This is a genomic window from Klebsiella aerogenes KCTC 2190, assembly GCF_000215745.1.
GTDB lineage: Bacteria > Pseudomonadota > Gammaproteobacteria > Enterobacterales > Enterobacteriaceae > Klebsiella > Klebsiella aerogenes.
Genome location: NC_015663.1, coordinates 1902102 through 1926619, shown reverse-complemented (window position 1 = coordinate 1926619; position 24518 = coordinate 1902102). Strand labels below are relative to the sequence as shown.

Here is a 24518-nt window from a genome sequence, read left to right as displayed (position 1 = left end):
TTCCCAAGCCCTGCAAGGCGCATATAATTCCCTGACACTTTCTGTGGCAGGGATTTCTATGCGTCCACTTCTCTGGGCCGCCGTACTGGGGCTCTGTTCGACCTCGCTGATGGCCGCCCCTCCTCGCGGTTTCTCTTTCGCCTACAAAGACTGGGAAGTCGCCTGCGATAATACCGGCACCTGCCGGGCGGCGGGCTATGGCGCGACAATGGGCGAAGTCAGCGTTCTGCTGACCCGTAGCGCCGGCCCCGGGCGGCAGGCAACCGCGCAGGTCACGTTTGCGCAGACCGAGCACGATATTCCGCCAGATGCCAGCGTAAATCTGTTTATCAACGATAACGATCGCGGAGCGCTTGAGGCTATCGACGACAGCCATTTTCATTTTGACAGTACGCAAACCAGCGCGCTTATTACCGCCCTGGAGCAAAACGCTAAAATCGAGCTGGCGCTCAATGGCCAGCGCAAACGGCTGTCTAACGCGGGCAGCAGCGCGGTGTTCCTCAAGATCGATGAATTCCAGCAGCGGATCGGTACCGCCGATGCGCTGTTACGTAAAGGTGGCGGTGACGGCAGCACCGTCCTGCGCGCCATTCCCGCACCGGAGATCCTGAGCGCGTCGTTTATTCACAACGCCCAGCCCGTTGCGCTCAATGCGAAACAACAGCAGAAATGGCTGCCGCAATTGGAAAGCACGCTCAACCGCCAGTGTGATGACTGGCAAAACGCCGAAATTCCGGCCAACGAACGGCAGATCACCGTCGCCCCGCTGGATAAAAATCACTCGCTGCTGCAGACTCTATGCTGGCGCGCCGCCTATAACGACGGCTACGCGATGTGGGTTGTCGATAACACACAGGCCGCCAGGCCACAGCTGATAACCACTGATGCCTCCAGCTATAACGATGGCGTAATTACCTTCTTCAACAAGGGACGCGGCGTCGCCGACTGCGTTAACGGGGAAGAACGTGTGTGGGATGGCAAAACCTTTGTGCAAAGCCTCAAGTACAGTACCGGCATGTGCCGGGAAATCACCCCAGGCGGAACCTGGCAGCTTCCCACCTTTGTTAGCAAAGTTATCCCCCGTCAGCAACGAGAGGCCGACATACTCGCGCTGAAGACGTTGCACGATGCGGTACTAAAAGAGCAAAAACGCAACCCGGAACTCGCGCTAGAGAACATTGCGGAACAGTTCCCGCTCACAGGCCACGTCACTCACTTTACCCTCACCTATGCCGACGACGCGCCGGTCTCGACGACCAAGCCAGCGGCGGATATCAGCGACGATGAATGGCAAGCGTTTTTGCATTCCGATATCAGCGCCGATTCGGAAAACGGCAAAGTCAGCTTCACGCTTATCGACCTCGACGGCGACGGCAAACGCGATCTCATCATCGATAGCTATGTTGGCGGCACCGGCCTGTTCAGCTATACCGGTGTGCTGAAACGCGGTGATAGCGCCTTTGAGTCGGTGAACAATGCCGACAGCAATGACGACGATAACTTCGATGCCGGCGTGCCCGGCGCCCTTTACTCTATTAACGATCGCGGAGCGAACCAGTGGGGCCGCTGGATCAGAATCAACGGCCAGGTTTACGCCCTGTGGTTTAACGGCGTGTTTGGGGAAGATAATCTCTATCTGCTGCGTCCGTTCAACCAGAGCGACCTGACGCCGGCCATCACCATCCGCTACCGTTATAACCTCAATATCATTAGCGCTGCGGAAAACGAGCAGGCCCCCACCCCCGCCTTAAACGATAAAGATAGAGCTGGCTTATTGAAGTCATTGGGCGTCATGCAAGGTAGCCTGCTAAAGGATAAATCTGCTGACGATAACGATGAGCCGATTTGCCCGATCCCGCCTGGCACTGCGAAAGACGATGCGGACAGCTACTATGGCGGCGCTGCAGGACACTATACTGTCGAAACGGTGGCGTGGATCCCGGTATGGCTCAACGATAAATGCTTTATCGGCACGATTTTCAGCCATCATGGCGCTTACCGCCATGGAGTGGATGCGATCTTAACCATCAGTTCGCCACGGGATGACGAAGAGCTCGTTGGCGATTACGACATCTCCGGAAAACGCCATGCCATCGCCATCACCAGCGGCTGGAAAGTTCGCGAAGGCGATAACGGAGTGATGTGATTTTAAGCAAAACGCGCCTTTTGACGCAGAATTGCCGCAAAGATAAGCAATCAAACAATAAATAGAGAAATTTCATTGACGCAGTGGGCGGATTACGGTTTAATGCGCCCCGTTGCCCGGATAGCTCAGTCGGTAGAGCAGGGGATTGAAAATCCCCGTGTCCTTGGTTCGATTCCGAGTCCGGGCACCAAATTCATATCAACGGACCTCCACGGAGGTCCGTTTTTGCATTCTAAGCCCGCACAAATCAACACTTCTACAATCCCTTAACTCCACCCAACTCAATCAACTTCAACCCGCATCAAGTCCCTTGCGAGGGTACAACTGAGGGTATAGTCTGATTCGATAAAATTTATACCCCATTTACTATCAGGAGACCCCGACAATGGCGCTCACTGACGCTAAAATCCGTGCAGCTAAACCGGATGAAAAACCTTATAAACTTGCCGACAGCGGCAACATGTTTTTGCTCGTTCACCCTAACGGCTCGCGCTACTGGCGACTGCGTTACCGGTTTCTGGGCAAAGAAAAAACGCTCGCTCTGGGCGTCTACCCAGAAGTCTCGTTATCAGAAGCAAGGGAAAAACGCGATACGGCGAGGAAGCTGATAGCTGAGGGAACTGACCCGTGCGAACATAAACGGATCAAAAAGTCTGTGCCTGAAACAGCTCAGACATTCGAAGGCATCGCAAGGCAGTGGCATAAGAGCAACAAAAAATGGTCAGATTCACACAGTGAGAAAATACTGAAAAGCCTCGAAACTCATGTGTTTCCCTTTATTGGCTCACGTGACATTACCACCCTCAGAACTCCCGATTTACTTGTTCCAGTAAAGGCAGCCGAAGCCAAAGAGATCTATGAGATTGCAGCGCGCCTTCAGCAGCGTATCACTGCAATCATGCGCTATGCTGCCCAGTCAGGCATTATCACCTATAACCCTGCCGTTGATATGGCTGGCGCTTTAACGACGGTGAAACGCCAGCACCGCCCTGCCCTCGCCTTAAATCGCATTTCAGAGCTACTTGAACGACTGGATGCATACAGAGGGCAACCTCTCACCCGACTGGCAACTAAACTTACCCTACTCATCTTCATCCGTTCCAGTGAACTACGCTTTGCCAGGTGGTCTGAGATCGACTTCAAGAAAGCCATGTGGACCATTCCTCCTGAGCGGAAACCTATTGAGGGGGTAAAGTATTCCCATCGTGGCTCAAAAATGCGTACAGAGCATCTGGTACCACTCTCAACTCAGGCACTGGATATTCTGCAGCAGATCCACACCATCAGCGGTGAATATGAGTTGATTTTCACTGGCGACCATAATCCCTGGAAACCCATGAGTGAAAATACGGTGAATAACGCATTACGCCTGATGGGCTACGATACAAAGATCGATGTCTGTGGTCACGGCTTCCGGGCAATGGCCTGTAGTTCGTTGATTGAGTCAGGATTATGGTCGAGAGATGCAGTGGAGCGCCAGATGAGCCATCAGGAACGAAATGGCGTACGTGCGGCTTATATCCATAAAGCGGAGTTTCTGGATGAACGCAGACTGATGCTGCAGTGGTGGGCTGATTTTCTGGATGCAAATGAGGAAAAAACAGTGAGCCCGTTTGACTTCGCAAAACTCCATTCTCGATAGCAGCCCGCATCAAAACCAATCAGGAAAATGCGGAATTCAAAACACGTGAATCGAGATGCAACTCGCTCACATGGATAAAAAAAGCATTCTCGGAACCAGTAACCAAGCACAATATCTGGACAGACGGCGGGAAATGATGCGGTGGTATGCGGACTATCTTGATGGATTGACAAATAGCATTGAAAAAATAGCATAATTGAATTAGCTCAGATTTTACCTGACACAGCTATGGCACAGATCTAAACCTAATCTGACAGCAGTTCTGTGCCAGGAGCGTACTTTTCTAACGCCGCTGATGTATTAATCAATGGAGAGCAAGCCATACTTATAATATAAATTGCCGGGTACGCTTAATTTTACAGGAACATCGCCGATGAAAATTGCCGCCTCCATTACCCTTTTGAACGCTTGCCCATTTGTGAGTCTGGCGGCAGTACCGGTGACCTTTTCCGAAACTGTCCTGGATGCCGCAGGGCCAAAAGGCCCTTTGAAAGGTACGTTACTCACCCCGAATTCAAAACCAACCGCTGTTGTTCTTATCATTCCTGGCTCCGGGCCGACCGATCAGGATGGAAACAACCCGCTTGGTGTGAATGCTTCGCCTTACCGACTTCTTGCTGAAGGACTGGCTGCCAAAGGCTTTGCGACGCTTCGTATCGACAAACGTGGAATGTTCGCTAGCGCAATGGCCGTAGAGGATGCCAATGCGGTGACGATTGCTGATTATGTTGACGACGTTCGATCCTGGGTAGACGTGCTTAGACGTCACATGCACACTCCCTGTATTTGGGTTTTAGGACACAGCGAAGGGGGCGTAGTCGCACTTGCTTCGGCTCAGGAAGAGGATGTGGGCGGCGTGGTTCTTATCGCAACGCCCGGGAGGCCGATGGGCCAGGTGTTGAGGGGGCAACTTAACGCTAATCCGGAAAACGAAATGCTATTAAAGCAGGCACTGTCGATAATTGATGCTCTTGAGCATCGGCGGCGAGTCGATATTACGAATATGCACCCAGCACTGCAAAGTCTCTTTAATCCTGCGGTTCAGGGGTTTTTGATCAATGCGTTTTCATATAATCCGGGTCATCTCATTTCGAGTATTTCCAGACCCGTGTTAGTGCTACAAGGGCTACGCGATCTTCAGGTGGAAGAAACGGATGCAAGACTGCTTAAGGCCGCGAACCCTCAAGCGTCCCTGGTTATACTGCCCAATATGAACCATGTTATGAAAGAGGTGGCTTTGGACGATCGCAGGGCGAATATCGCGACATACGCTGAACCCTCGCTCCCCTTAGCTCCCGGTTTAATCGACTCGATTGAGCATTTCCTGATCCACAACTCACCTTTTCCCGAAAAGTAACTGTTGCTCTGCTCCCGGTGTCCTGCCAAAAAACGATTTACTTTTAAAGAGTTCAGAATGCTTTAAAGCATTCGTCTGCTTCTCGTACACAACGGGCCCGTCATGCCAGCTCAAAAAACAGGCTTAACGCAGGATATTTAATGAGATGATCACTCCCTCCTCCCCGGTACTATGCTGAGGACAGGCTTACAATCGGAGAACCATCATGGAAAACATTGCGCTCATTGGTATCGAGCTGGGTAAAAATTTCTTCCATATTCATTGCCAGGATCGCCACGGCAAAGCTGTTTATCGTAAAAAGTATACCAGACCAAAGCTGATCGAATTTCTGGCAACATGCCCGGCCACGACTATCGCAATGGAAGCCTGCGGCGGCTCTCATTTTATGGCGCGAAGATTAACCGAGTTTGGCCAATATTCCAAAGCTGATATCACCACAATTTGTCCGCCCATTCGTTAAAACCAACAAAAATAACTTCGTCGACGCCGAAGCCATCTGCGAGGCTGCATCTCGCCCATCAATGCGTTTCGTTCAACCTCGATCGGAGTTTCAACAGGCAATGCGGGCTCTGCAGCGCGTTCGTGAATCATTCGTTCAGTTTAAGATTAAAACAACCAATCAGATGCATGCTTTTCCGCTGGAATTTGGTATCAGTGTGCCGCACGGCACTGCCGTTATTAGCCGGCTGAGCACTATTCTCGAGGATAGTGACTTACCTCAATATCTCAGCCAGTTATTACTGAAATTACAATAGCATTATCATTACTTTGTTGAACAAATTAAGGACCTGGAATCTCAGTTGAAACGAAAACTGGACGAGGATGAAGTCGGGAACCGTTTACTGAGCATTCCCTGCGTCGGAACGCTAACGGCAAGTACCATTTCAACTGAGATTGGTGACGGGAAGCAGTACAGTAGTAGTCGTGATTTTGCTGCAGCAACAGGGTTGATTCCCCGTCAGTACAGCACTGGTGGCCGGACAACATTGCTGGGCATCAGCAAGCGAGGTAACAAAAAGATTCGAGCATTGCTTGTTCATTGTGCCAGGGTATTCATACAAAAACTGGAACACCAGTCTGGTAAATTGGCCGACTGGGTAAGGGAGTTACTGTGTCGAAAAAGTAACTTTGTTGTGGCCTGTGCTCTGGCAAACAAGCTGGCCAGAATAGCCTGGGTACTGACGACACGACAACAGACTTACGAAGCATAGCGGTAAATACACCAGTTTAAACAATCACTCATCTGGTTTTAAGGATACTGATTATTGATGATACAAACGGCCCACCGGCCTGTTGAGGAACTTGTAAAACGGAAAGGCTCATCGAAGCCGTATATTTTCTGGAGGTTCATCAGGCGCGGAACTCATTGGGCTCGGGGCGCGGGAATTAAATCCCATTCAGACGCCGGATAGATTCAAGCAAGCCAACTTATCGTCAAAATCGGTGTTGCAAAAACGGGAGTAACCATAGATTCCGCTCCCCAAACGGAGCCCCTTTTGAACGTGAATATCCTGAGTCACGGATGGTGCGGCACTGACAGTCGGGCAGACTAGACTTATTATCAAAGATGACTGCGCGACAGCCCCCGGTACGTAGTGTAATAAAAGACATAATAGTTTCCTTGCAAAGTCAGTTGTGAATGAGACAGGTTTTTATTAAAGAAAAGAGTAAATAATTAATAGCCAGACTATGACTCCGATCACAATAATTATTTTCAGGAGGAAATTATTTCCCGGGAAGTTGTATACCAGAGGTAGAGTGGAACGCCTGGCTTTGATGAGTAAATAAGGGGGGAGTATAATACTCCATAATACCAGTGATATACCTGCATAGGACAAGGCAGACAAAAAACCTTGCGGAGCAATAATACAGGCCAATGCAGGAGGAAAATAAGTCAGAAATATTGCCAGCGGGCGTGAGCACTGACAGTTAATTTTGTTCAGTGTATCCTCAAGATAATCACTTAAGCCGATTGAAGCCGACATCAGTGAAGCTAAAACGGCAATACAGCCAAATGCGACCAGTATCAGACTGGTAGCTGAGGTGGTCCGGTGGATATTGAGGGCCGTAATAAAGGCGCCAATATTCCCGCCTTCATCGCTGACATTCCGGATAGCCTGAGGCGTGAGCGCGCCCATCGTGAGCGTCAGCCAGAAGGCGTAGACAGTTAACGAAATGGCGAAACCGTAATAGAGAGAGCGGAGGACCGCACGATGATTATCCCCCCGGTACATTCTTGTCAGAGAGGGAACGCTGCCATGAAATCCAAAAGCGATAACGCAGACCGGTACGATCGGTAGATAATACTGTAGCGGGGGGCTGCCGGGGAAGTCGAATAATCTGAGCACTTTTACGCCTCCTGCGGCACCGGCGAACAGCAGGAGAAAAAGGGTGAATTTGGCGGCGATAAGGCCGGAGAGGAGGATACCGGGCAATCTGCCACCTGCCCACAGAATCAGCGAGGTCGTTAGCGACAACAAAATGATTGGCAGCCAGCTGCGGCCTGCAATATCGGGAGGAAGGAGATCCCACAATATTGATGCTGCGCCTGATATGTACGCGTAGGTTAGTAAATAGAGTACGAAACAGAAAGCCACGCCAATGAAAACGCTGGCAACAGGTCCGAGCAGGGTATGGGTGAAGGTATGAAAACTAGCTCCAGAAGGAAAGCGCATCGTAATGTCAACGAGGATCAACCCTGTGATCAGCATCAATATGCCTGTTACCGACAGGATCAGAAGGCCCTTTATGAACCACACGTGGACGAAAGCAACCGGCAACGCGAACATGCCTCCACCGATAATGGTCGCCACCATAAGAGACGTTCCCCGTAGCGGGAAATTTGTTCCTTTCATATGAGCGAGTGTCCGTAAGCGGCCTGACGAAGCAGGCCGGCAGTAGCTATTTATTTTGTAGCTTCAGCCAGTGATTCGCTGAAGTTTTTATGGAAGTCGTCGATTTGCCCGCTCTCATGAAGCGCTGACAATGCGCAACGCAGAATGGCGTGTCCTTCCTCAACGGTTGGATACATCGCCACTGTCGTGGCGAAGCCGCGATCGTGCAGTTTTTTGCACATCGTAATGGCGAGGTCTTCGTTACCTATCAGGATCCCCCGAATCGGCATTGTTGTCCCCCTGTTTACTATCTCGATCCCGCCGAACACTTCGTCAAAATAACGAATGACGTTCTGTAGCTTCTCCTGACGGGCTGTGACGGTGCCGTCCAGGTGGAGATCGGCTGCGGCGACGCATGCGGCAATCCCCGGTAATGACGGTGGTCCTCCAAAGGCGTAGGTAGTACCGTAGGTTTTAATAAAGTTGATGGTCTCAGCTTCCCGACAGGCGATAAATCCGCCGTGTGAGCCAAAAGCTTTGGACAGCGATCCGGCGATAATAATACGCTCGTCAAGCAGATGGTTGAGGCATGACATGACATATCCCGAACCATAATCCCCGTAGATCGAGGTGCCGTGCGCATCGTCAATATAGGCGAAGCCGTCATACTGATGCACCAGGCGGACGATATGTGCGACAGGGGCGACACCACCCATTGAGCCTACGCTATCTGATACCGAGATCGGTGTCAGTCCCTGGCTGGCCGCATAGCGAAAAGCCTCTTCAATCCGCGTCTTGTCCTGGAAATCAATTCTGACGACTTCGCCAAACTGCTGTAAGAGTCCGCGGTTGATCTGCAACGTCGCGTGCGCGGTCTTCTCCATAATAAAGTACGGTTTTTTACTGAACGTAAAATGCGGCAACGCCCCGGATGCCAGCAGCGGCAGCACCGCGATATGGCAGGGAGTCACCGCGTTGAACGTGAGGGTATGAGCCCCATGCATGATTTCGTTCAGACGCGCTTCCAGCTGCGGAAAGAGATCGACTTTAACCCGCGTTCTTGCGACAGAAACCTGAACTCCAAAACGTTCAATGGCATCGACAACCGCTTTTTTCAGCGCCGGGTGGGTCTCCAGCCCAAGGTAAGAGCATGAGACAAATTCCACCATTTTTTTGCCATCGTCTAGGGTAATGACCTTACCTTCCCTTTTTACTGCGACCAGTTCGTTAATATGTTCGGAAAATACCCTGGTCTGATATTTTAATGACCTGTCTATTTTCCTTTTTTGCCAGTTTTCCATTGTGTTACCTTCATTGTAGTGACTACCAGAAGAGATAAAATTGCCAGTGTTAACGTGCTCATGCCGAGGGTTCTGTCAAAACCCATACCGGTATCCGTCAGTTTTACGGCGAAATAGCTGATGGCACCGGCACTCACCGTTTGAATAAATCCGGTGACAGAAGCCGCAATACCTGTTTTTGTCCCTTTGATTTGCAGGGCGATGAAGTTCGCGCTCGGGTAATAGGCGCCAAGCGTGAGGTTGAAAACCATCGATCCGGCGATGCACAATATCAGCGAGTGGCTACCGATAATAAAGGGTAAGACCGACAGTGCATTAATGCCAAACAAAAACCACGGATTAATTATTCGCTCGAATTTTGCGAGCTGATTACCAATAATAAAAAATAATACGGAAGCAGAGAACAGCAGCGAGTAGTGTATGGTGCTTAGCCCAAGCTGCTGCATAAAGATGGCCGGCGACAGTGAGATATAGCAAAACAGCGAACTCAGGATCAGCGAAACCAGCAGCGTTCCCTGAATAAATGCCGGGGCGATAAAACCGGAAGATGAGGATACTGTAGCCACGTCATGATGCACGAGGCGACGCGGAGAGAGCAGAAGGGTGACGACGCTAAACAGGGCCATGACAAGGAATATCGTGTTCCAGCTCAGATAGCCGAGGATTGCGGCGCCAGCCAGTGGCGCAATGAGAGGGACGACTGCACTGGCGGAAGAAATATCGGAAAGCGCGCGCTTGAGTGTTAATGTGGAAAACGTCTCTTTGGCGATGGCTTTGGACAGAACCGGCCCGGCGCCGGCACCCAGAGCCTGTAATGCCCTGCCGGCCAACAACATCTCTAAGCTGTCGGACATAAAGCAGAGGAGACTTCCCGCCAGGAAGAGCAAAAAGCTGGCCGTCAGTATTCGTAATTTACCCAGCCTTTCACCGAGAAATCCTGACAGTAACTGACTAGCCGCGTATATCACCAGAAAACCACTAATGGTTAACTGTATAGCTGAATAATCGGTATTAAACGCTTTTTGTAACAAGGGCAGCGCTGGAACGATCATATCTGTCGCCAGTGCGGAAACCGATGCGGCGAGAATAAGATATAAGTATATCCTGTACATAATAAACTATTCCATTGGGATTAATTAAATCATGAAATTATTATTTATCAACAGTCCGCTGATTTTTTACGAGTGAACAAGTATCGATTCCAATTATAATAAAAAGCCAGCTTCGTAAAGGACAAAGTTGCGAACCGGTAAGCAAAATATTACGCAACAGAGAGCAATATACTACCCGACTCATCGCAGATTCCGTTATCGACATATCTTGAAAGCTAAGTCGGTTTGGCAACGAGGCGTGACTCAGGTTGCCATGAGAGAGGCGCAGCAATTCACTTGCAGTACGGGAGAACATTTCCCGGCCGTAACGCGGTGATAGCCGCACATGGGAAATCAGACGATTAATAAAGAGAACTATGAAGGAGAACGCAGCAATATAACACGCTTTACCTGGAGCAGATTTTGGCTGCAATAGAATCAGCAGTTTTGAACCATTGTAGTGAGGCAACGGCCACTGAACATTGCTGATAAGCTGTTGATACAGCATTACTGAGTTTAAAACCCGACTCACTTCTGTGATAATAACCGAGTCCGCGCGCTGAACGAGAAGATGGCCTAAGACATCATTCCTTCGCCAAATCAGGGCCGACGGTGTTTGTAACAGGAAAGGCATGCACATTCCTTGCATCGCTTCGAACTGTACTAAAAGATAACGTTATTTTTTTTAAATTTCAATATATTTTTATGCAAATTTTGAAATTATATTTATAATCAGTACACTATAGAAATTTCATGGTGTATAAACAAATCTCATTGACGTGAATATGACTGTACGCAAACGTATAATATGGTTAACGTAAAGACATGGTCGTTTCATGAAATCTATCAGACTACTCGCTTTCACCCTGATATTTCTTCTGGTTGCCTGCTCAGGTAGAGAGGCTAGCGAAAACAGACCATCTGGCAGCACTTTCTCAGCTACCACAGCTATCGCCTCTAATTATTATTCCAGCTGCGGATGATGCACTTTATCGAGCAAAGAAAGCGGGAATAGATTGCATTATATATGTTCAGCGCTCACATTAGAAAACCCGCACCCCATAAGGGCGAGCTGCTTATCCGGGACGCAGATTACAACCAATCACGTCCTGCAGGATCCTGAGATGGTTGACTTCAATGCTACGATACCACATGTCTAATGCGTAACAACCATTCCTGTCTGGTCACGTAATTTCTGCAATAGCACCGGGAATAAGTCGCTTATCTTAAGTGGTACGCTTCAGAGCTGTCTATGAGACAACCCCGTGTTCCGCTGAACAGGACGGGAAGCGGTTAATTCAGCCTGTTATGCTGAACATAATCGCTGATGCTCAGGCCTGGCTTGCGAATATCGTCCGAATCCTTGCGGTACTGGTCTTTCCACTCATCTGGCATATCCTGGAGAGCGGCTATACACTGACCGTTATCCGTCAGCCGCTGCACCGCTGTGTCAGGCAACCTGTTGCCGAAGCGCTTTTCCATCGACCTCAGCATCACATCCTGCACGATCGAACTATCATAGTCTCCTGTGCTTGCTGCCCAGTCTATGGCCTCAGAGTCGCAACAGTCCAGCGCGAACGTTATTCGCAGTTTTTCGCCATTGTCGCAGCCGTACTCGAAGCCGTCTGAACACCAGCGCATATCGCTTTCTGCCACCGCGATTTTGCCCTTATGTTCACGCTTTGGTCGCTCTGGTTTGTCATGCAACAAAACAGGTTTGTTGGCAGGGCAACCGGTTATGGATTCCGGCACACAATGAGTAAAATCCTGCATGAGCAGGGCTTTAATACAGCCTGGATCAAGATGCAGCTCGCTCATGTGAATAAAAACAGTAATCGTGGGACGTATAACCTCGCTCAGTATCTGGATGGGAGAAGGGAGATGAGGCAGTGGTACACTGATTAAATTGATACTTTAGCTGGGGCTATCAAACCTTAAGGGTTTGCTGGTCCCATGAAGCTATACACGCCGCAATTAACACTGTGGTGCGGCCATACTTCACTCTTTTTTTGCCGTCTTCTCGTAACATTGACCAGCGCCTGATGTAGTGGGTCCATAGTCAAATCATTTACCGCAGAAGAGGGTATACTCCGTAACCAATCAATAAATCGGGTAATACAAGGCAGATCAAGGCTTTCGCTACCGAACAGATATTCATTTTTCTTCAGCCCAAACGCCATGCGGTTAACCAGCTGTGAACCGATGTTTGACAAGTAATAACCCCCTAAGAATTTTCTTTTTAATACAGGAATATTCCCAAAATTCATTTTTTATCGTCTGTGTCTGTTTGTATTTTGTTCTGAACGTGTTTAAATCCACACAAATAACAATGGTAATTGTTACATTTTTACAGCAAAATTAATAATCACGAGAACACGGATGAAGCCCCTGTACCCGGCAATCATGTTGCTGGCATTCAGCCAGACCGCCCATGCTGTTTTTTTATCCCCGGCAGATCGCGATAGCATTGAACAACAACAGCAACAGTTACTGCGTCAGAACCAACAGCAGCGCGAATCTCTGGAGCGGGCGGTTCCGGTTCCGCGAACAACGTTACCCTCCGCTTCAGATGCAACAAAAGGCCCCTGTTTTATCATTAACCGGGTTGTTCTTGATGGTTCAACGCTGATTAATCTGCGCCAGCAACAATCGTTATTCGCGTCCTGGCAAGGTCAGTGCCTGGATATGAGCCGTATCCAACAACTTACCGATGCGGTCTCGGACTGGTATATCAGCCGCGGGTATATTACCAGCCGTGCGTTTCTGGTTGAACAGGATTTGCGCCATGGCGCTCTCCATCTGGCCGTACTTGAAGGTCGTCTGCAGAAAATCACCCTGGAGGGCGCGTCAGGCCATGAGCTGAAAATGACCTTTTCCGGGCTGGAAGGCAATATTCTGAACCTGCGTGATATTGAGCAAGGGATGGAGCAGATTAATCGAACCCGCGCCACGCCGGTACAGATAGAAATTTTGCCCGGAGATAAGCAGGGCTGGTCGATTGTACAACTGACGGCTACGCCGGAATTCCCGCTTTCAGCTTCCGTGAGCTTTGATAACAGCGGTCAGAAAAGTACGGGGACCGGGCAAATTAATGCCGGACTAACGGGAAATAATCTGCTTGGGCTGGCAGACCGCTGGTTTGTCAGCGGCGGACGCAGTAGCGCATTTTCAGATTCAAAAGACGCGCAGAATTTTGCGGCAGGCGTCAGCGTACCGTACGGCTACACGCTATTTGATTACAGCTATAGCTGGAATAACTATCTCAGCACCATTGATAACCATGGCTGGCTCTGGCGTTCCAGTGGCGATACGGAGACGCACCGCGTTAACGTCTCTCATGTCCTTTTTCGCAATGGCGATATCAAAACGGGCGTTTCCGCCGGACTCAGTTACCGCATTAACCATAACTACCTTGATGATGTGTTGCTGAAGAGCAGCAGCCGCAAACTGAGCGTATTGCTGTTCGGCATTAACCACACGCAAAAAATAGCCGGTGGTGTTGCCACCCTTAACCCAACACTTTCCCGTGGAATGCCTTGGTTTGGCGCCGAGCGTGACGGGACTAAAAACGGAGACCTGCCAAAAGCGCAGTTCCGCAAGTGGAGCCTTAGCGCCAGTTTCCAGCGACCGGTGGCTGAAAATCTGTGGTGGTTGAGCAGTTTTTACGGGCAGTGGTCACCGGACCGCCTGTACGGCAGCGAACGACTGACGCTGGGGGGTGAGAGTTCCGTGCGCGGTTTTAAAGAGCAGTATATTTCAGGCGACAACGGCGGGTACTGGCGTAACGAACTCAATTACCTCCTCTTTACCTTGCCCGGGATCGGTCAGGTTAGCGCCCTTGCTGCGCTTGACGGTGGCTGGCTGCACGCTGATCGGCTCGATCCGTATGCCTCCGGGACACTGTGGGGAACGGCTGCGGGTCTCTCCACGGCGAATCGTTGGCTGACCACCTCACTTACAGCAGGTATTCCGTTGGCGTATCCGGACTGGCTTGGTCCCGATCATCTCAATATCTACTATCGTGTTGCCGTTGCGTTTTAAAGGATTATTGTCATGTCTCAGCCCTCTGTTCGTTTCTCATCGCGTCTGCTGAGTTACCTGGTTAGCGCGTTGCTGGTCTGGCAGCCACTGCTGCCCGCGATCGGTGCGGCCATCGCCCCGCAGGGGGGCGCGACAATGGACAAGGCTGCCAACGGCGTACCGGTGGTGAACATCACTACCCCGAACGGGGCCGGGATTTCGCATAACCAGTTTAAGGACTACAACGTCGGGAAAGAAGGGCTTATTCTCAATAACGCCACGGGTAAGCTGAATCAGACCCAACTCGGCGGACTTATCCAGAACAATCCTAACCTGAGGGTCGGGCAGGAAGCGAAAGGCATTATTAATGAGGTGACCGGCGGCAACCGCTCACAGCTCAATGGTTATACCGAAGTGGCCGGGAAAGCGGCGAACGTGATGGTTGCTAACCCGTATGGCATTACCTGTAACGGCTGCGGCTTTATCAACACCCCGCAGACCACGCTGACCACCGGCAAACCGGTATTTGATGCAAACGGAAACCTACAGGCGCTGGATGTCAAAAAGGGCAGTATTACGATTGAGGGGCAAGGGATTGATGCCAGCGGCGGTGATGCGCTGTCGATTATTGCTCGTGCTACGGAAGTCAACGCCGCCATTCACGCAAAAGATCTTAAGGTCATTGCCGGGGCTAACCACGTGGATCACAACGGGGCCGTCACGCCGATAGCCGGGGAAGGAAATGCGCCGGTGGTGGCTGTCGATACCGGGGCGTTGGGTGGGATGTATGCCAACCGGATTCATCTGATGTCCACCGAGAAAGGCGTTGGGGTAAATCTCGGCGACCTCAATGCCCGCCAGGGTGATATCACCCTCGATGCCAGTGGCAAACTTACCGTCCATAACAGCCTTACCAGCGGGGCACTGTCCGCTAAGGGTGGAAGCCTCGCCCTGACGGGCGACCACAAATCCAGCAACAGTATGTCGCTGAACAGCCAGGGCGACATTATCCTGAGCAACGGCACGCTGAACAGCGACGGCGACCTGGTACTGACCGCCAATGGTGCGATTTCGCACACCAGCGAAAAGCTGACCGCCGGACGTGATGCAACGCTTACCGCGAAAAACATCAGCCAGGATGCCGCCAGCCAGATTAACGCCGCCCGCCATATCGAGGCTAAAGCCAGCGATACACTGAAAACGCAAGGGCAGATGATAGCCGGGCAAAACCTGACGGTAAGCAGTAACACCCTGACGCAGGACGGCAGGCTGCTGGCACATAACCGTGCTCAGCTGAATGCCGGCACGCTGAATAACCGCGGCTTTGTTCAGGGCGCTTCCCTGAGCGTGGGCAGCTCTACGCTCCGCAACGCCGGTTCGCTGCTGAGCGGTAGCGATCTGACCGTCAATACTCACAATTTTACCCAAAGCGGCAGCAGCGGCGCGAAGGGCAAAGCGGACATCACCGCCAGCGGGAAGCTGACCAATACAGGCTCGCTGGTGAGCGACGATGTTCTGGTGCTGAAGGCGCAGGATGTCGCGCAGAACGGCGTGCTGTCCGGCGGTAAAGGGCTGACGATCAATGTGCAGACCCTGACCTCCGGCAAAAATTCGGTGACGCACAGCGACGCCGCCATGACGCTGAATACCAGAACAGTGACGCTGGACGGGGAAACCAGCGCGGGTGGCGATCTTCAGCTTCAGGGCGACAGGCTCACGACTGCGGCGAGCGCACAGCTTCAGAGCGGCAATAATCTCAGCCTCAGCGCGCGGGAAGCGGCGCTTGCGGGTACGCAGGCGGCACTAAAAAACATGACAGTGAACGCTCGTGAAAAACTCACCCACAGTGGCAAAAGCAGTGCGGCATCGCTCAGCCTCAGCGCGCCAGAACTGACCAACCGCGGCGTGCTTGTGGCTTCCACCCTGAACACGCAGTCGCAAACTCTGACCAACAGCGGGTTGCTCCAGGGTGCCAGTGCATTGCTGATTAACACACAAAAACTGGACAACCAGCAGAACAGCACCCTCTACAGTGCCGCAAAACTGACGCTGGATATTCCGGACATCCACAACAGTGGACTTATCATCAGCGACAAGGGTTTAACGCTAAGCACGGACTCTCTCAGCAATCCGGGCAAAATCATTGCTGACACGTTGAACGTTAAAGCGACCACGCTGAACGGCGACGGCCTGTTGCAGGGAACCGGGGCGCTGATGCTTGCCGGTGATACGCTCTCGCAGGGGAGCAACGGGCGCTGGCTGACGGCGGGCGACCTCTTTCTCAGCGGTAAAACGCTGAATACCGCCGGGACCACGCAGGGGCAGAACCTCACCGCTCAGGCGGCCAGCTGGACCAACAACGGCTCCCTGCTGGCAACCGGCAATCTTAACGCTACGCTGGGCGCCTCTCTGCTCAACAATGGCGACCTGATGAGCCAGGGTGATTTCGGGCTGAACGTGCCCGTGCTGACTAACCACGGCAGCATCCTCTCATCAGGCGAATTGTCGCTCGCCGGAACAACCTTTACCAGCGATGGCTCGCTTCAGGGCAATACGCTTTCGCTGCGGCAGAACAGCATCGACAACAGAGGGGCGGTTATCGGCCTGAATGGCCTGACCTTGAACAGCACCGGTCGGCTTACCAACAGCGGAGACCTGCTGAGCCAGAAATCGCTGACGCTGAACGCAGGAGACGTGACCAACCGCGGTCGGCTTCAGGGGCAGAACATCGCCCTGGACGGCAGCAGCCTGACCAACAGCGGTGCGATTCAGAGTGCGCTGGATTTAGCCCTGACCCTGAGCGGCGACGTTATCGCCGCCACCGGCAGCAAAATCACCGCCCTGGGCGATGCCCGCCTGACCGGCAAAGCGCTGAGCAACCAGGGATTAATCAGTGCGAAAACGCTGGAGGTGGAAGGGGATTCGCTCAGCAACGACGGTGAAATCAGCGGTGTTAACGGCCTGAGCGTCACGCTGCATAGCGGCCTGCAGCAGCAGGGCAAACTGCTGACTGGCGGTAAGCTGGCGCTGAAAGCCGGTAACATCAGCAACAGCGGGCAGCTTCAGGGGGCTGATACCCAACTCAGCGCCAGCACACTGATCAACAGCGGTCGCATTCAGGGCGATAGCGCTCTGACGCTCACTCTGCTGAACGCACTCACCAACCAGACGAACGGCGTTATCCTCAGCCAGGATGCGCTCAGCATCACTGCGCCATCGCTCACCAATGACGGCACGATTCAGGGCAACGGTAAAACCACGCTCAGCGTGGCAACGCAGGCCCGCAACGACGGCAAAATTCTCTCCGGCGGTGGCCTGGTATTCACCACGCCGGACTACAGCGGCAGCGGCTTGCTACAGGCCACGAACCTGGTGCTGAACGTGGCGAAGTTTGCCAGCAGCGGCACCGTGCTGGCGGCGAACCAGACGACGCTCACAGGTAACAGTTTGACCAACAGCGGTACCTTCCAGGCCGCACAGCTGAACGTAAACGCGCAGTTCGTCAACAACGGCGGCACGCTGCTGGGTAATCAGGGGCTGAGCATCAACGCCAGCACCATCAATAATGAGAATGGCAAACTGTTCAGCGGCGGTGACCTGCTGGCCGAAACGGTCTCCCTCAGCGGCGCGGGCCAGATTGTGGCGCTCGGTAACCTGACGCTGAAGCTGGTCAACAGCTGGACGTCACAGGGGATTGTGGCCTCGAACAAACAGCTTTCTGTCAGTACCCGGGGGGATATCACCAACAATGCCACCCTGCAGGGTGACGGCATTACCCTGGACGCGGCGGGTAAGCTGACGAATAACGGCCAGCTTACGGCAGGCGGTGGTACCACTTCGCTTTCCGGCAGCCAGATTGCCATGAACGCCAGCGGCACTCTGCAGGCGGGTGGGGACGTCAGTCTGACCAGCCGGGGCAGTATCATCCTCGACGGTTTTACCGGCACGGCGGGCAATCTGCTCCTGAACGCGACAGGTTCGATCGTCAACACTGCCCTGCTGTATGCGGGTAATAATCTCGCCCTTTACGCCAACAGCATCCAGAACCTGCATGGCGATATGCTGACAGGCAATAACCTGGTGATGCAGAAAGACGCCAGCGGCGCGGCGAATGCCGAAGTGATTAATAGCTCCGGTAGCATCGAAACCGTTAACGGGGATATCACTATTAACACGGCTGATCTGCTGAATACCCGCGACGGACTGAAGGTGGACACCACATACCAGGAGTTTATGCCGACTGACCAGTCGCAGCTGAACGTCTCCTTTGCCTCTATGGGGAAAGAGAACCTGGGGATCGCCTCTGATTCCCTATGTAATGGCGGGAACAGCGGACACTGCACGACCTATTACTGGCTGGTACCGACCTTCACCTCGGATGAAAAAACGGTACTGGTCAACCAGCGCGAAACTACTGTTACCGCGAACGGCGGTGCGGCCCGCATTGCCTCCGGGGGCAACCTGACGGTGAATGCCAGGACGCTGACAAATGAATCCAGCTACCTGCTGGCAAACGGCGATATCAGTCTCTCCGGCCAGACACTCAACAACACATCGGCGGAAGCCGGCAAGTGGTCCACCTGGGAAAAGTTTGTCTGGAGTTGCAAACCACGTTGCACCACGAAGTATGACCCGTTTCCGACGGGGCAGACGGTAGAGGGGTGGCTGAAGGCGATGAAGAAGGATAAGGATTCGGGTATTGCCTATAACCTGGCGGACAGCTGGACCGACTACACCTCTGACAACCAGCAGTACCGGGCGGTTATTCAGGCGGGTGGTAATGTCAGTGCGCATTTCACCAGTAATATCAGTAATACCGACACCACCGCCCACGGCGGTGAAATCAGCAACACCATCAGCGCACCGGATCTGAATACGCCATCGATGCAGAACATCGGTGGCAGTGTCGGTCAGCAGTCGCTGGATGAGGCTGGTACGCTTACCATCACCACGCCGGACTGGCAGAGCCCGGAGGCCGGCCAGTCCATTGGCGGAGGCACAAATCTCGCCCCCGGCGGTATGGATGGCAACTACCCACTGCCTCCCGGTAATAATGGCTACTTTGTGCCGTCGACCGATCCGGACAGTCCGTATCTCATCACCGTTAACCCAAAACTCGACGGTCTGGGTCAGCTCGATCCGTCGTTGTTTGGCGACCTGTACAACCTGCTCGGCATGAACCCGGGCATGGCCCCACGTGAGACGGGTAGCCAGTATACCGATATCAGTCAGTTCCTCGGTTCTTCGTACATGCTTGGTCGCCTCAACCTGAATCCGGACAAGGATTACCGCTTCCTTGGCGACGCGGCGTTTGATACCCGCTATGCGTCAAACTATGTACTGAACCAGACCGGGCAGCGCTACATCAATGGGCTGGGGTCAGACCTCGACCAGATGCGTTACCTGATGGACAACGCCGCCAGCGCGCAACGCTCGCTCGGTCTGACGTTTGGCGTGGCGTTGACCGCCGAACAGGTGGCGGCGCTCGACCACAGTATTCTCTGGTATGAAACCGCCACGATTAACGGACAGACGGTGATGGTGCCAAAAGTCTATCTGTCGCCAAAAGATGTGACGGTGCAGAGCGGTAGCGTGATTAGCGGCAATAACGTGCAGTTAGCGGGCGGTAACGTTACCAACAGCGGCAGTGCTCTGCTGGCGCAGAATGGCCTTACCATCGACAGCAGCAACAGCATTAACAACCTCAACGCGGGTCTCATCCGGGCTGGCGGCGGGCTGGACCTGAGCGCGCTGGCCGATATTAACAATATCGGCTCCGTCATCAGCGGTAAGACGGTACAGCTGGAAAGCACCGATGGCAGCATCAACAACATCACCCGTACGCAGCTGTGGAGCGTGGGCGGTGACAGCCGTCGCGAAAGCGTCCACATAAGTGGCACCGATGTCGGACAAACCGCCTCCATCAGCGCCAGCGATGGTCTTTATATGGCAGCGGCGAACGACATCAATATCACCGGCGCGAAAGTAAACGCGGGCGGTGACCTCGCCATGGATGCCGGCAATAGCATCAATATCGCCGCTAACCAGATAACCGACAGCAGCAGCCGATCAGGTGTTTGGGGCCAGAAAAACACCAGTACATCCTCCACCTCAAATCAGGGTAGCAGCATTACGGCGGGCGGTAACGCGGTAATGCAGGCGGGCAACGATCTGAACGTGACGGCGAGCGCTATCAATGCGGGTAAAACCGCGCAGCTGGTGGCGGAAAATGATCTGAACCTGAACGCGGCTGACAGCGGGCAGACCAGCCGCACGGGCGGCAGTGAAAGTCATCAGGGCAGCGCCGACAGAACAACGATTTCAGCGGGCGACAACGTAACGCTGGTTGCCGGACGGGACGTGACCAGCCAGGCGGCAGGCATCGCGGCGGAAGGGAATGTCGGGATCCAGGCCGGGCGCGACGTTAATCTGCTGGCGGAAGAGTCCGTGACCGGCAGCAGCTCACACTCGAAAAAGAAAACCGTTATCGATGAATCCGTGCGCCAGCAGGGGACCGAAATCGCCAGCTCCGGCAACACCACCATCGTCGCCGGACGCGACGTCAACGCCGAAGCGGCGCAGGTGACCGCCAGCGGGGATATCGGCGTGGCGGCAGGCCGCGATGTGAACCTGACCACGGCGACGGAAAGTGATTACCACTACAGGGAAGAGACAAAGACCAAAAAAGGGTTTCTTAGCAAGAAAACGACTCACACCATCGAGGAAGACAGTGCGACCCGTGAAGCAGGTACCTTGCTTTCCGGCGACAGCGTCACCGTGCAGGCGGGCAACAACCTGCTGGTGAAAGGCTCCTCCGTAGTGGGCGATAACAGCGTGGCGCTCGACGCAGGTAATAACGTCGATATCGTGGCCGCGACCAACACGGATACCTCCTGGCGCTTTAAGGAAGAGAAAAAATCCGGCCTGATGGGTACCGGGGGTATCGGGATCAGTATCGGCAGTAGCAAGACTACCCACGATTTACGCGAGGCGGGCACCACGCAAAGCCAGAGCTTCAGCACCGTCGGATCTACGGGCGGTAACGTGGTTATCGCTGCCGGAAACCAGGCGCACATCGGCGGCGCAGACCTGATTGCCGGTAAGGACATGAGTCTCAGCGGCAGCAGCGTCATCATCGACCCGGGCCACGACAAACGTACCCGCGATGAAACCTTCGAGCAGAAGAAAAGTGGGCTGACGCTGGCGCTTTCGGGCACTGTCGGCAGCGCGATTAATAATGCGGTTACGGCGGCACAGGATACCAAAGAGGAAAGTGACGGACGGCTCAAAGCGCTTCAGGCCACTAAAACTGTGCTCTCCGGTGTGCAGGCCGGACAGGCGGCTGACCTGACGGCCGACCCGAACGCGATGGGCGTCAGCCTCTCGCTGACCACGCAGAAATCCAAATCGCAGCAGCACGCTGAGAGCGATACGATAACGGGCAGCACGCTGAATGCAGGCAACAATCTCTCCATTACCGCGAATGGAAAAGGCAAGGGCCCGAACAGCGGCGATATCGTTATTGCCGGAAGCCAGGTGAAAGCGGGCGGCGACACGCTGCTGGACGCCAGGCATGACGTCATTCTCAGTGGGGCTGCTAACACTCAACAGTCCAGCGGCAAGAACAGCAGCAGCGGCGGCGGTGTCGGCGTAAGTATTGGTGCAGGTAAAGGCGCCGGTATCAGCGTGTTTGCCAATGTCAACGCAGCCAATGGCAAAGATAAAGGTAACGGTACCGACTGGACTGAAACCACCATCGACAGCGGCAAGACCGTCACCATTAAGAGCGGGAATGACACCGTGCTCAATGGGGCACAGGTTAGCGGCAATAAAATTGTCGCCAATGTGGGGCACGACCTGCTGATGAGCAGCCAGCAGGACAGCAACAAATACGACAGCAAGCAGAGCAGCGTGGCGGCGGGCGGCAGCTTCACCTTCGGCAGCATGACGGGCTCCGGCTATATCTCTGCCTCCCAGGACAAGATGAAGAGCCGCTTTGACTCTGTTGCCGAACAAACCGGGATGTTCGCCGGTGATGGCGGCTTTGATATCACCGCGGACAACCATACCCAACTGGATGGCGCAGTGATTGCCTCCACGGCCACGGCGGACAAAAACAGCCTCGATACCGGTACGCTGGGCTTCAGCGACCTGCACAACGAAGCGGACTTCAAAACCCAGCATTCGGGTATCAGCATCAGCGGCGCGGGCAGCTTCGGCGACCAGTTCAAGGGCAATATGCCGGGTGGGATGATTGCGGCGGCGGGCAACAGTGGGCATGCCGAAGGCACGACTCAGGCCGCTGTGGCTGACGCCACCATCACCATTCGCGACAAGGATAATCAGAAGCAGGATGTGGCGAACCTGAGCCGCGACACCAAACATGCCAACGACAGCATCAGCCCGATCTTCGACAAGGAGAAGGAGCAGAACCGTCTGAAGGAAATCGGGATGATCAGCGATATCGGCGGTCAGATGGCGGATATCGCGCGGACGCAGGGGGAGCTGAATGCGCTGAAGGCTGCGCAGGATAAATACGGGCCTGTTCCTGCGGATGCGACGGAAGAACAGCGGCAGGCATATCTGGCAAAACTGCGTGATACGCCGGAATACAAAAAGGAACAGGAAAAGTATGGCACCGGCAGCGACATTCAGCGCGACATCCAGGCAGCAACTGCAGCGCTTCAGGGGCTCGCGGGCGGTAATTTAGCGGGTGCACTGGCGGGGGCTTCAGCACCGGAGCTGGCGCATCTGCTGAAATCGACAGAAGATAACCCTGCGGTCAATGCCATAACACACGCGATCCTTGGTGGCGCGGTTGCTGCGCTTCAGGGAAATAGTGCGGCAGCGGGTGCGATTGGTGCAGGGGGCGGAGAGCTGGCGGCACGCGCTATCGCCAATATGCTCTACCCTAATGTAGATAAACTTTCTGAAGAACAGAAGCAGACAGTCAGTGCGCTGGCGAGCATATCTGCGGGTATGGCTGGAGGGATCGCTACAGGGAATACAGCTGGGGCCGCGACGGGTGCCGGTGCCGGTAAGAATGCGGTTGAGAATAATTTCCTTGGTGCGACATCTTCAGACAAACTCGACAAAGCCATTGAGAAAATTAAGAACGGTGATAAGTCATTAGCTACAGCCAATGAGCTTATTAAGCTGGAAAATGCTGACAAACGCAGTGATGCACTGGTTTCTAAATTTACTAAAGACCCTTCACAGATGAGCAGTACTGAGCGGGCTGAACTGGCCGGGTATCTTCGTATTTATGCTTCTGAAATGGAAAAAACCTACGGCCCCGCGGTAGCACAACAGCTGGTTACCGGGCTGCTCTCTGGCCAGGATTACATGAAACGTAACCCTGACTCTGAAGCCATGTCTAAAGCTCAGAGAATCATGAACACCTGGGGCTATCATAAGTCGAATGCCAGCATTGGTGATGCGCCGCTAATGTTCGGAAGCAGTGTGCTGGGGCTTACTGTGAAAGGTATGGTAGCTAACGCAGCAATTGGTGTTGGAGTTAACTCAGCTGCTCAGCTTGCAGGAAAAGATCCTTTCAGTTATGTGGATGCAATAATGGCTGGGGTGACAGCTGCAGCGACAACAGGAAAAGGTGTTATCATCTCAACACCTATCAATATGGGCGGTGCGGCAATTGGTAGCAGTATTAAGGGGGAAGATCCGACAAACTCTGTTATTGGAACTGGACTAGGTTCAGTTTTTGGTGGCGGTGTCGGAAAGGTCATATCAGGGTCTATGGGGTCTACTGTCAAAGAAGGCACATCCGATATTATTAGCAATATTGGGGGCTCAATTACTAGCGAGGCTGTTGGTAATGTTACAAAAGGAACGCTAGATGAAGCTGATGAAACCACTAAAAAACAATAAAAGTGTCAATGTGAACAACCTCGTAGTGCTAATAGTACGTTGTATGGTATGCATTTTTTTTATGGCAATGATGGGCTGTTTTCTTGGCAGATTGATAGTGTTCTTTAAAACTAACGTTTTATTTTTCGATTGGGCAAAGGATGCTTTTTATTCCTTGAAAGTAGGTGTTTCTGCGGGTGCGTTGGCAGGAGTAGGTATTTGGACAAAAGCCAAGTTACAAGAGCACAAAAACAAAAAATAAG

10 protein-coding genes, 1 tRNA gene and 6 pseudogenes are annotated in these 24518 nt (G+C 53.0%); 11 read left to right on the top strand and 6 right to left on the bottom strand.

Features of this window, described 5'->3' with window-relative positions:
* Positions 1-58: 58 nt before the first annotated feature.
* The 6 genes and pseudogenes from EAE_RS09280 (at position 59) to EAE_RS09255 (ending at position 6356) form a co-directional block, all read left to right on the top strand.
* The gene (locus EAE_RS09280) at positions 59-2146 is read left to right on the top strand and encodes a DUF1176 domain-containing protein (RefSeq protein ID WP_015704142.1); all 2088 of its coding nucleotides are present in this window, start codon (positions 59-61) and stop codon (positions 2144-2146) included.
* A 114-nt stretch (positions 2147-2260) separates the two neighbouring features.
* A tRNA-Phe gene (locus EAE_RS09275) sits at positions 2261-2336 on the top strand.
* Positions 2337-2531: 195 nt separating this feature from the next.
* Positions 2532-3788: a tyrosine-type recombinase/integrase gene (locus EAE_RS09270; RefSeq protein WP_015704141.1), complete on the top strand. Its 1257-nt coding sequence runs from the start codon at positions 2532-2534 to the stop codon at positions 3786-3788.
* A 49-nt stretch (positions 3789-3837) separates the two neighbouring features.
* Positions 3838-3984, top strand: a pseudogene (locus tag EAE_RS25215) (integrase); the annotation flags it as partial.
* Positions 3985-4161: 177 nt separating this feature from the next.
* The gene (locus tag EAE_RS09260; protein ID WP_015704140.1) at positions 4162-5145 is read left to right on the top strand and encodes an alpha/beta hydrolase; all 984 of its coding nucleotides are present in this window, start codon (positions 4162-4164) and stop codon (positions 5143-5145) included.
* Positions 5146-5350: 205 nt separating this feature from the next.
* Positions 5351-6356: pseudogene (locus EAE_RS09255) on the top strand (IS110 family RNA-guided transposase).
* A gap of 444 nt (positions 6357-6800) precedes the next feature.
* On the opposite strand, the gene EAE_RS09250 reads toward EAE_RS09255, so the two are convergent.
* The 5 genes and pseudogenes from EAE_RS09250 to EAE_RS09230 all read right to left on the bottom strand — a co-directional run.
* Positions 6801-8000, bottom strand: a complete 1200-nt coding sequence (locus tag EAE_RS09250; protein ID WP_150377923.1) for an aromatic amino acid transport family protein — start codon at positions 7998-8000, stop codon at positions 6801-6803.
* Between the two features lie 50 nt (positions 8001-8050).
* Positions 8051-9280, bottom strand: coding sequence for an 8-amino-7-oxononanoate synthase family protein (locus tag EAE_RS09245; protein ID WP_015704137.1), 1230 nt, complete (start codon positions 9278-9280; stop codon positions 8051-8053).
* On the bottom strand, positions 9253-10392 hold the full coding sequence (locus EAE_RS09240) for an MFS transporter (protein WP_015704136.1): 1140 nt from the start codon (positions 10390-10392) through the stop codon (positions 9253-9255). The genes EAE_RS09245 and EAE_RS09240 overlap by 28 nt, the downstream gene beginning before the upstream one ends.
* A 40-nt stretch (positions 10393-10432) precedes the next feature.
* The gene (locus EAE_RS09235; RefSeq protein ID WP_190972353.1) at positions 10433-11005 is read right to left on the bottom strand and encodes a hypothetical protein; all 573 of its coding nucleotides are present in this window, start codon (positions 11003-11005) and stop codon (positions 10433-10435) included.
* A 764-nt stretch (positions 11006-11769) separates the two neighbouring features.
* Positions 11770-12084, bottom strand: a pseudogene (locus EAE_RS09230) (IS3 family transposase); the annotation flags it as partial.
* 6 nt (positions 12085-12090) lie between these two features.
* Between EAE_RS09230 and EAE_RS25210 the strand changes: the two are divergent.
* Positions 12091-12276: pseudogene (locus tag EAE_RS25210) on the top strand (hypothetical protein); the annotation flags it as partial.
* Between the two features lie 29 nt (positions 12277-12305).
* Here EAE_RS25210 and EAE_RS09225 read toward each other — a convergent pair.
* Positions 12306-12638, bottom strand: a complete 333-nt coding sequence (locus tag EAE_RS09225; protein ID WP_150377924.1) for a hypothetical protein — start codon at positions 12636-12638, stop codon at positions 12306-12308.
* 112 nt (positions 12639-12750) lie between these two features.
* Between EAE_RS09225 and EAE_RS09220 the strand changes: the two genes are divergently transcribed.
* The 4 genes and pseudogenes from EAE_RS09220 to EAE_RS09210 all read left to right on the top strand — a co-directional run bounded on the left by EAE_RS09220 (position 12751) and on the right by EAE_RS09210 (position 24517).
* A complete protein-coding gene (locus EAE_RS09220) occupies positions 12751-14412 on the top strand; it encodes a ShlB/FhaC/HecB family hemolysin secretion/activation protein (RefSeq protein WP_015704133.1) in 1662 nt (553 codons plus the stop codon).
* 12 nt (positions 14413-14424) lie between these two features.
* Positions 14425-18933, top strand: a pseudogene (locus EAE_RS25545) (two-partner secretion domain-containing protein); the annotation flags it as partial.
* A gap of 1140 nt (positions 18934-20073) precedes the next feature.
* Positions 20074-23505: pseudogene (locus EAE_RS25535) on the top strand (hemagglutinin repeat-containing protein); the annotation flags it as partial.
* 739 nt (positions 23506-24244) lie between these two features.
* Complete coding sequence (locus EAE_RS09210; protein WP_015704131.1) at positions 24245-24517, top strand: hypothetical protein; 273 nt, start codon at positions 24245-24247, stop codon at positions 24515-24517.
* Position 24518: the final 1 nt, after the last annotated feature.

Coding starts and splice junctions, on each gene's coding strand:
- EAE_RS09260 (WP_015704140.1), top strand. CDS start 4,162: ATGAAAATTGCCGCCTCCATTACCCTTTTGAACGCTTGCCCATTTGTG.
- EAE_RS09220 (WP_015704133.1), top strand. CDS start 12,751: ATGAAGCCCCTGTACCCGGCAATCATGTTGCTGGCATTCAGCCAGACC.
- EAE_RS09250 (WP_150377923.1), bottom strand. CDS start 8,000: ATGAAAGGAACAAATTTCCCGCTACGGGGAACGTCTCTTATGGTGGCG.
- EAE_RS09270 (WP_015704141.1), top strand. CDS start 2,532: ATGGCGCTCACTGACGCTAAAATCCGTGCAGCTAAACCGGATGAAAAA.
- EAE_RS09240 (WP_015704136.1), bottom strand. CDS start 10,392: ATGTACAGGATATACTTATATCTTATTCTCGCCGCATCGGTTTCCGCA.
- EAE_RS09245 (WP_015704137.1), bottom strand. CDS start 9,280: ATGGAAAACTGGCAAAAAAGGAAAATAGACAGGTCATTAAAATATCAG.
- EAE_RS09280 (WP_015704142.1), top strand. CDS start 59: ATGCGTCCACTTCTCTGGGCCGCCGTACTGGGGCTCTGTTCGACCTCG.
- EAE_RS09225 (WP_150377924.1), bottom strand. CDS start 12,638: ATGAATTTTGGGAATATTCCTGTATTAAAAAGAAAATTCTTAGGGGGT.
- EAE_RS09235 (WP_190972353.1), bottom strand. CDS start 11,005: ATGCCTTTCCTGTTACAAACACCGTCGGCCCTGATTTGGCGAAGGAAT.
- EAE_RS09210 (WP_015704131.1), top strand. CDS start 24,245: ATGAAGCTGATGAAACCACTAAAAAACAATAAAAGTGTCAATGTGAAC.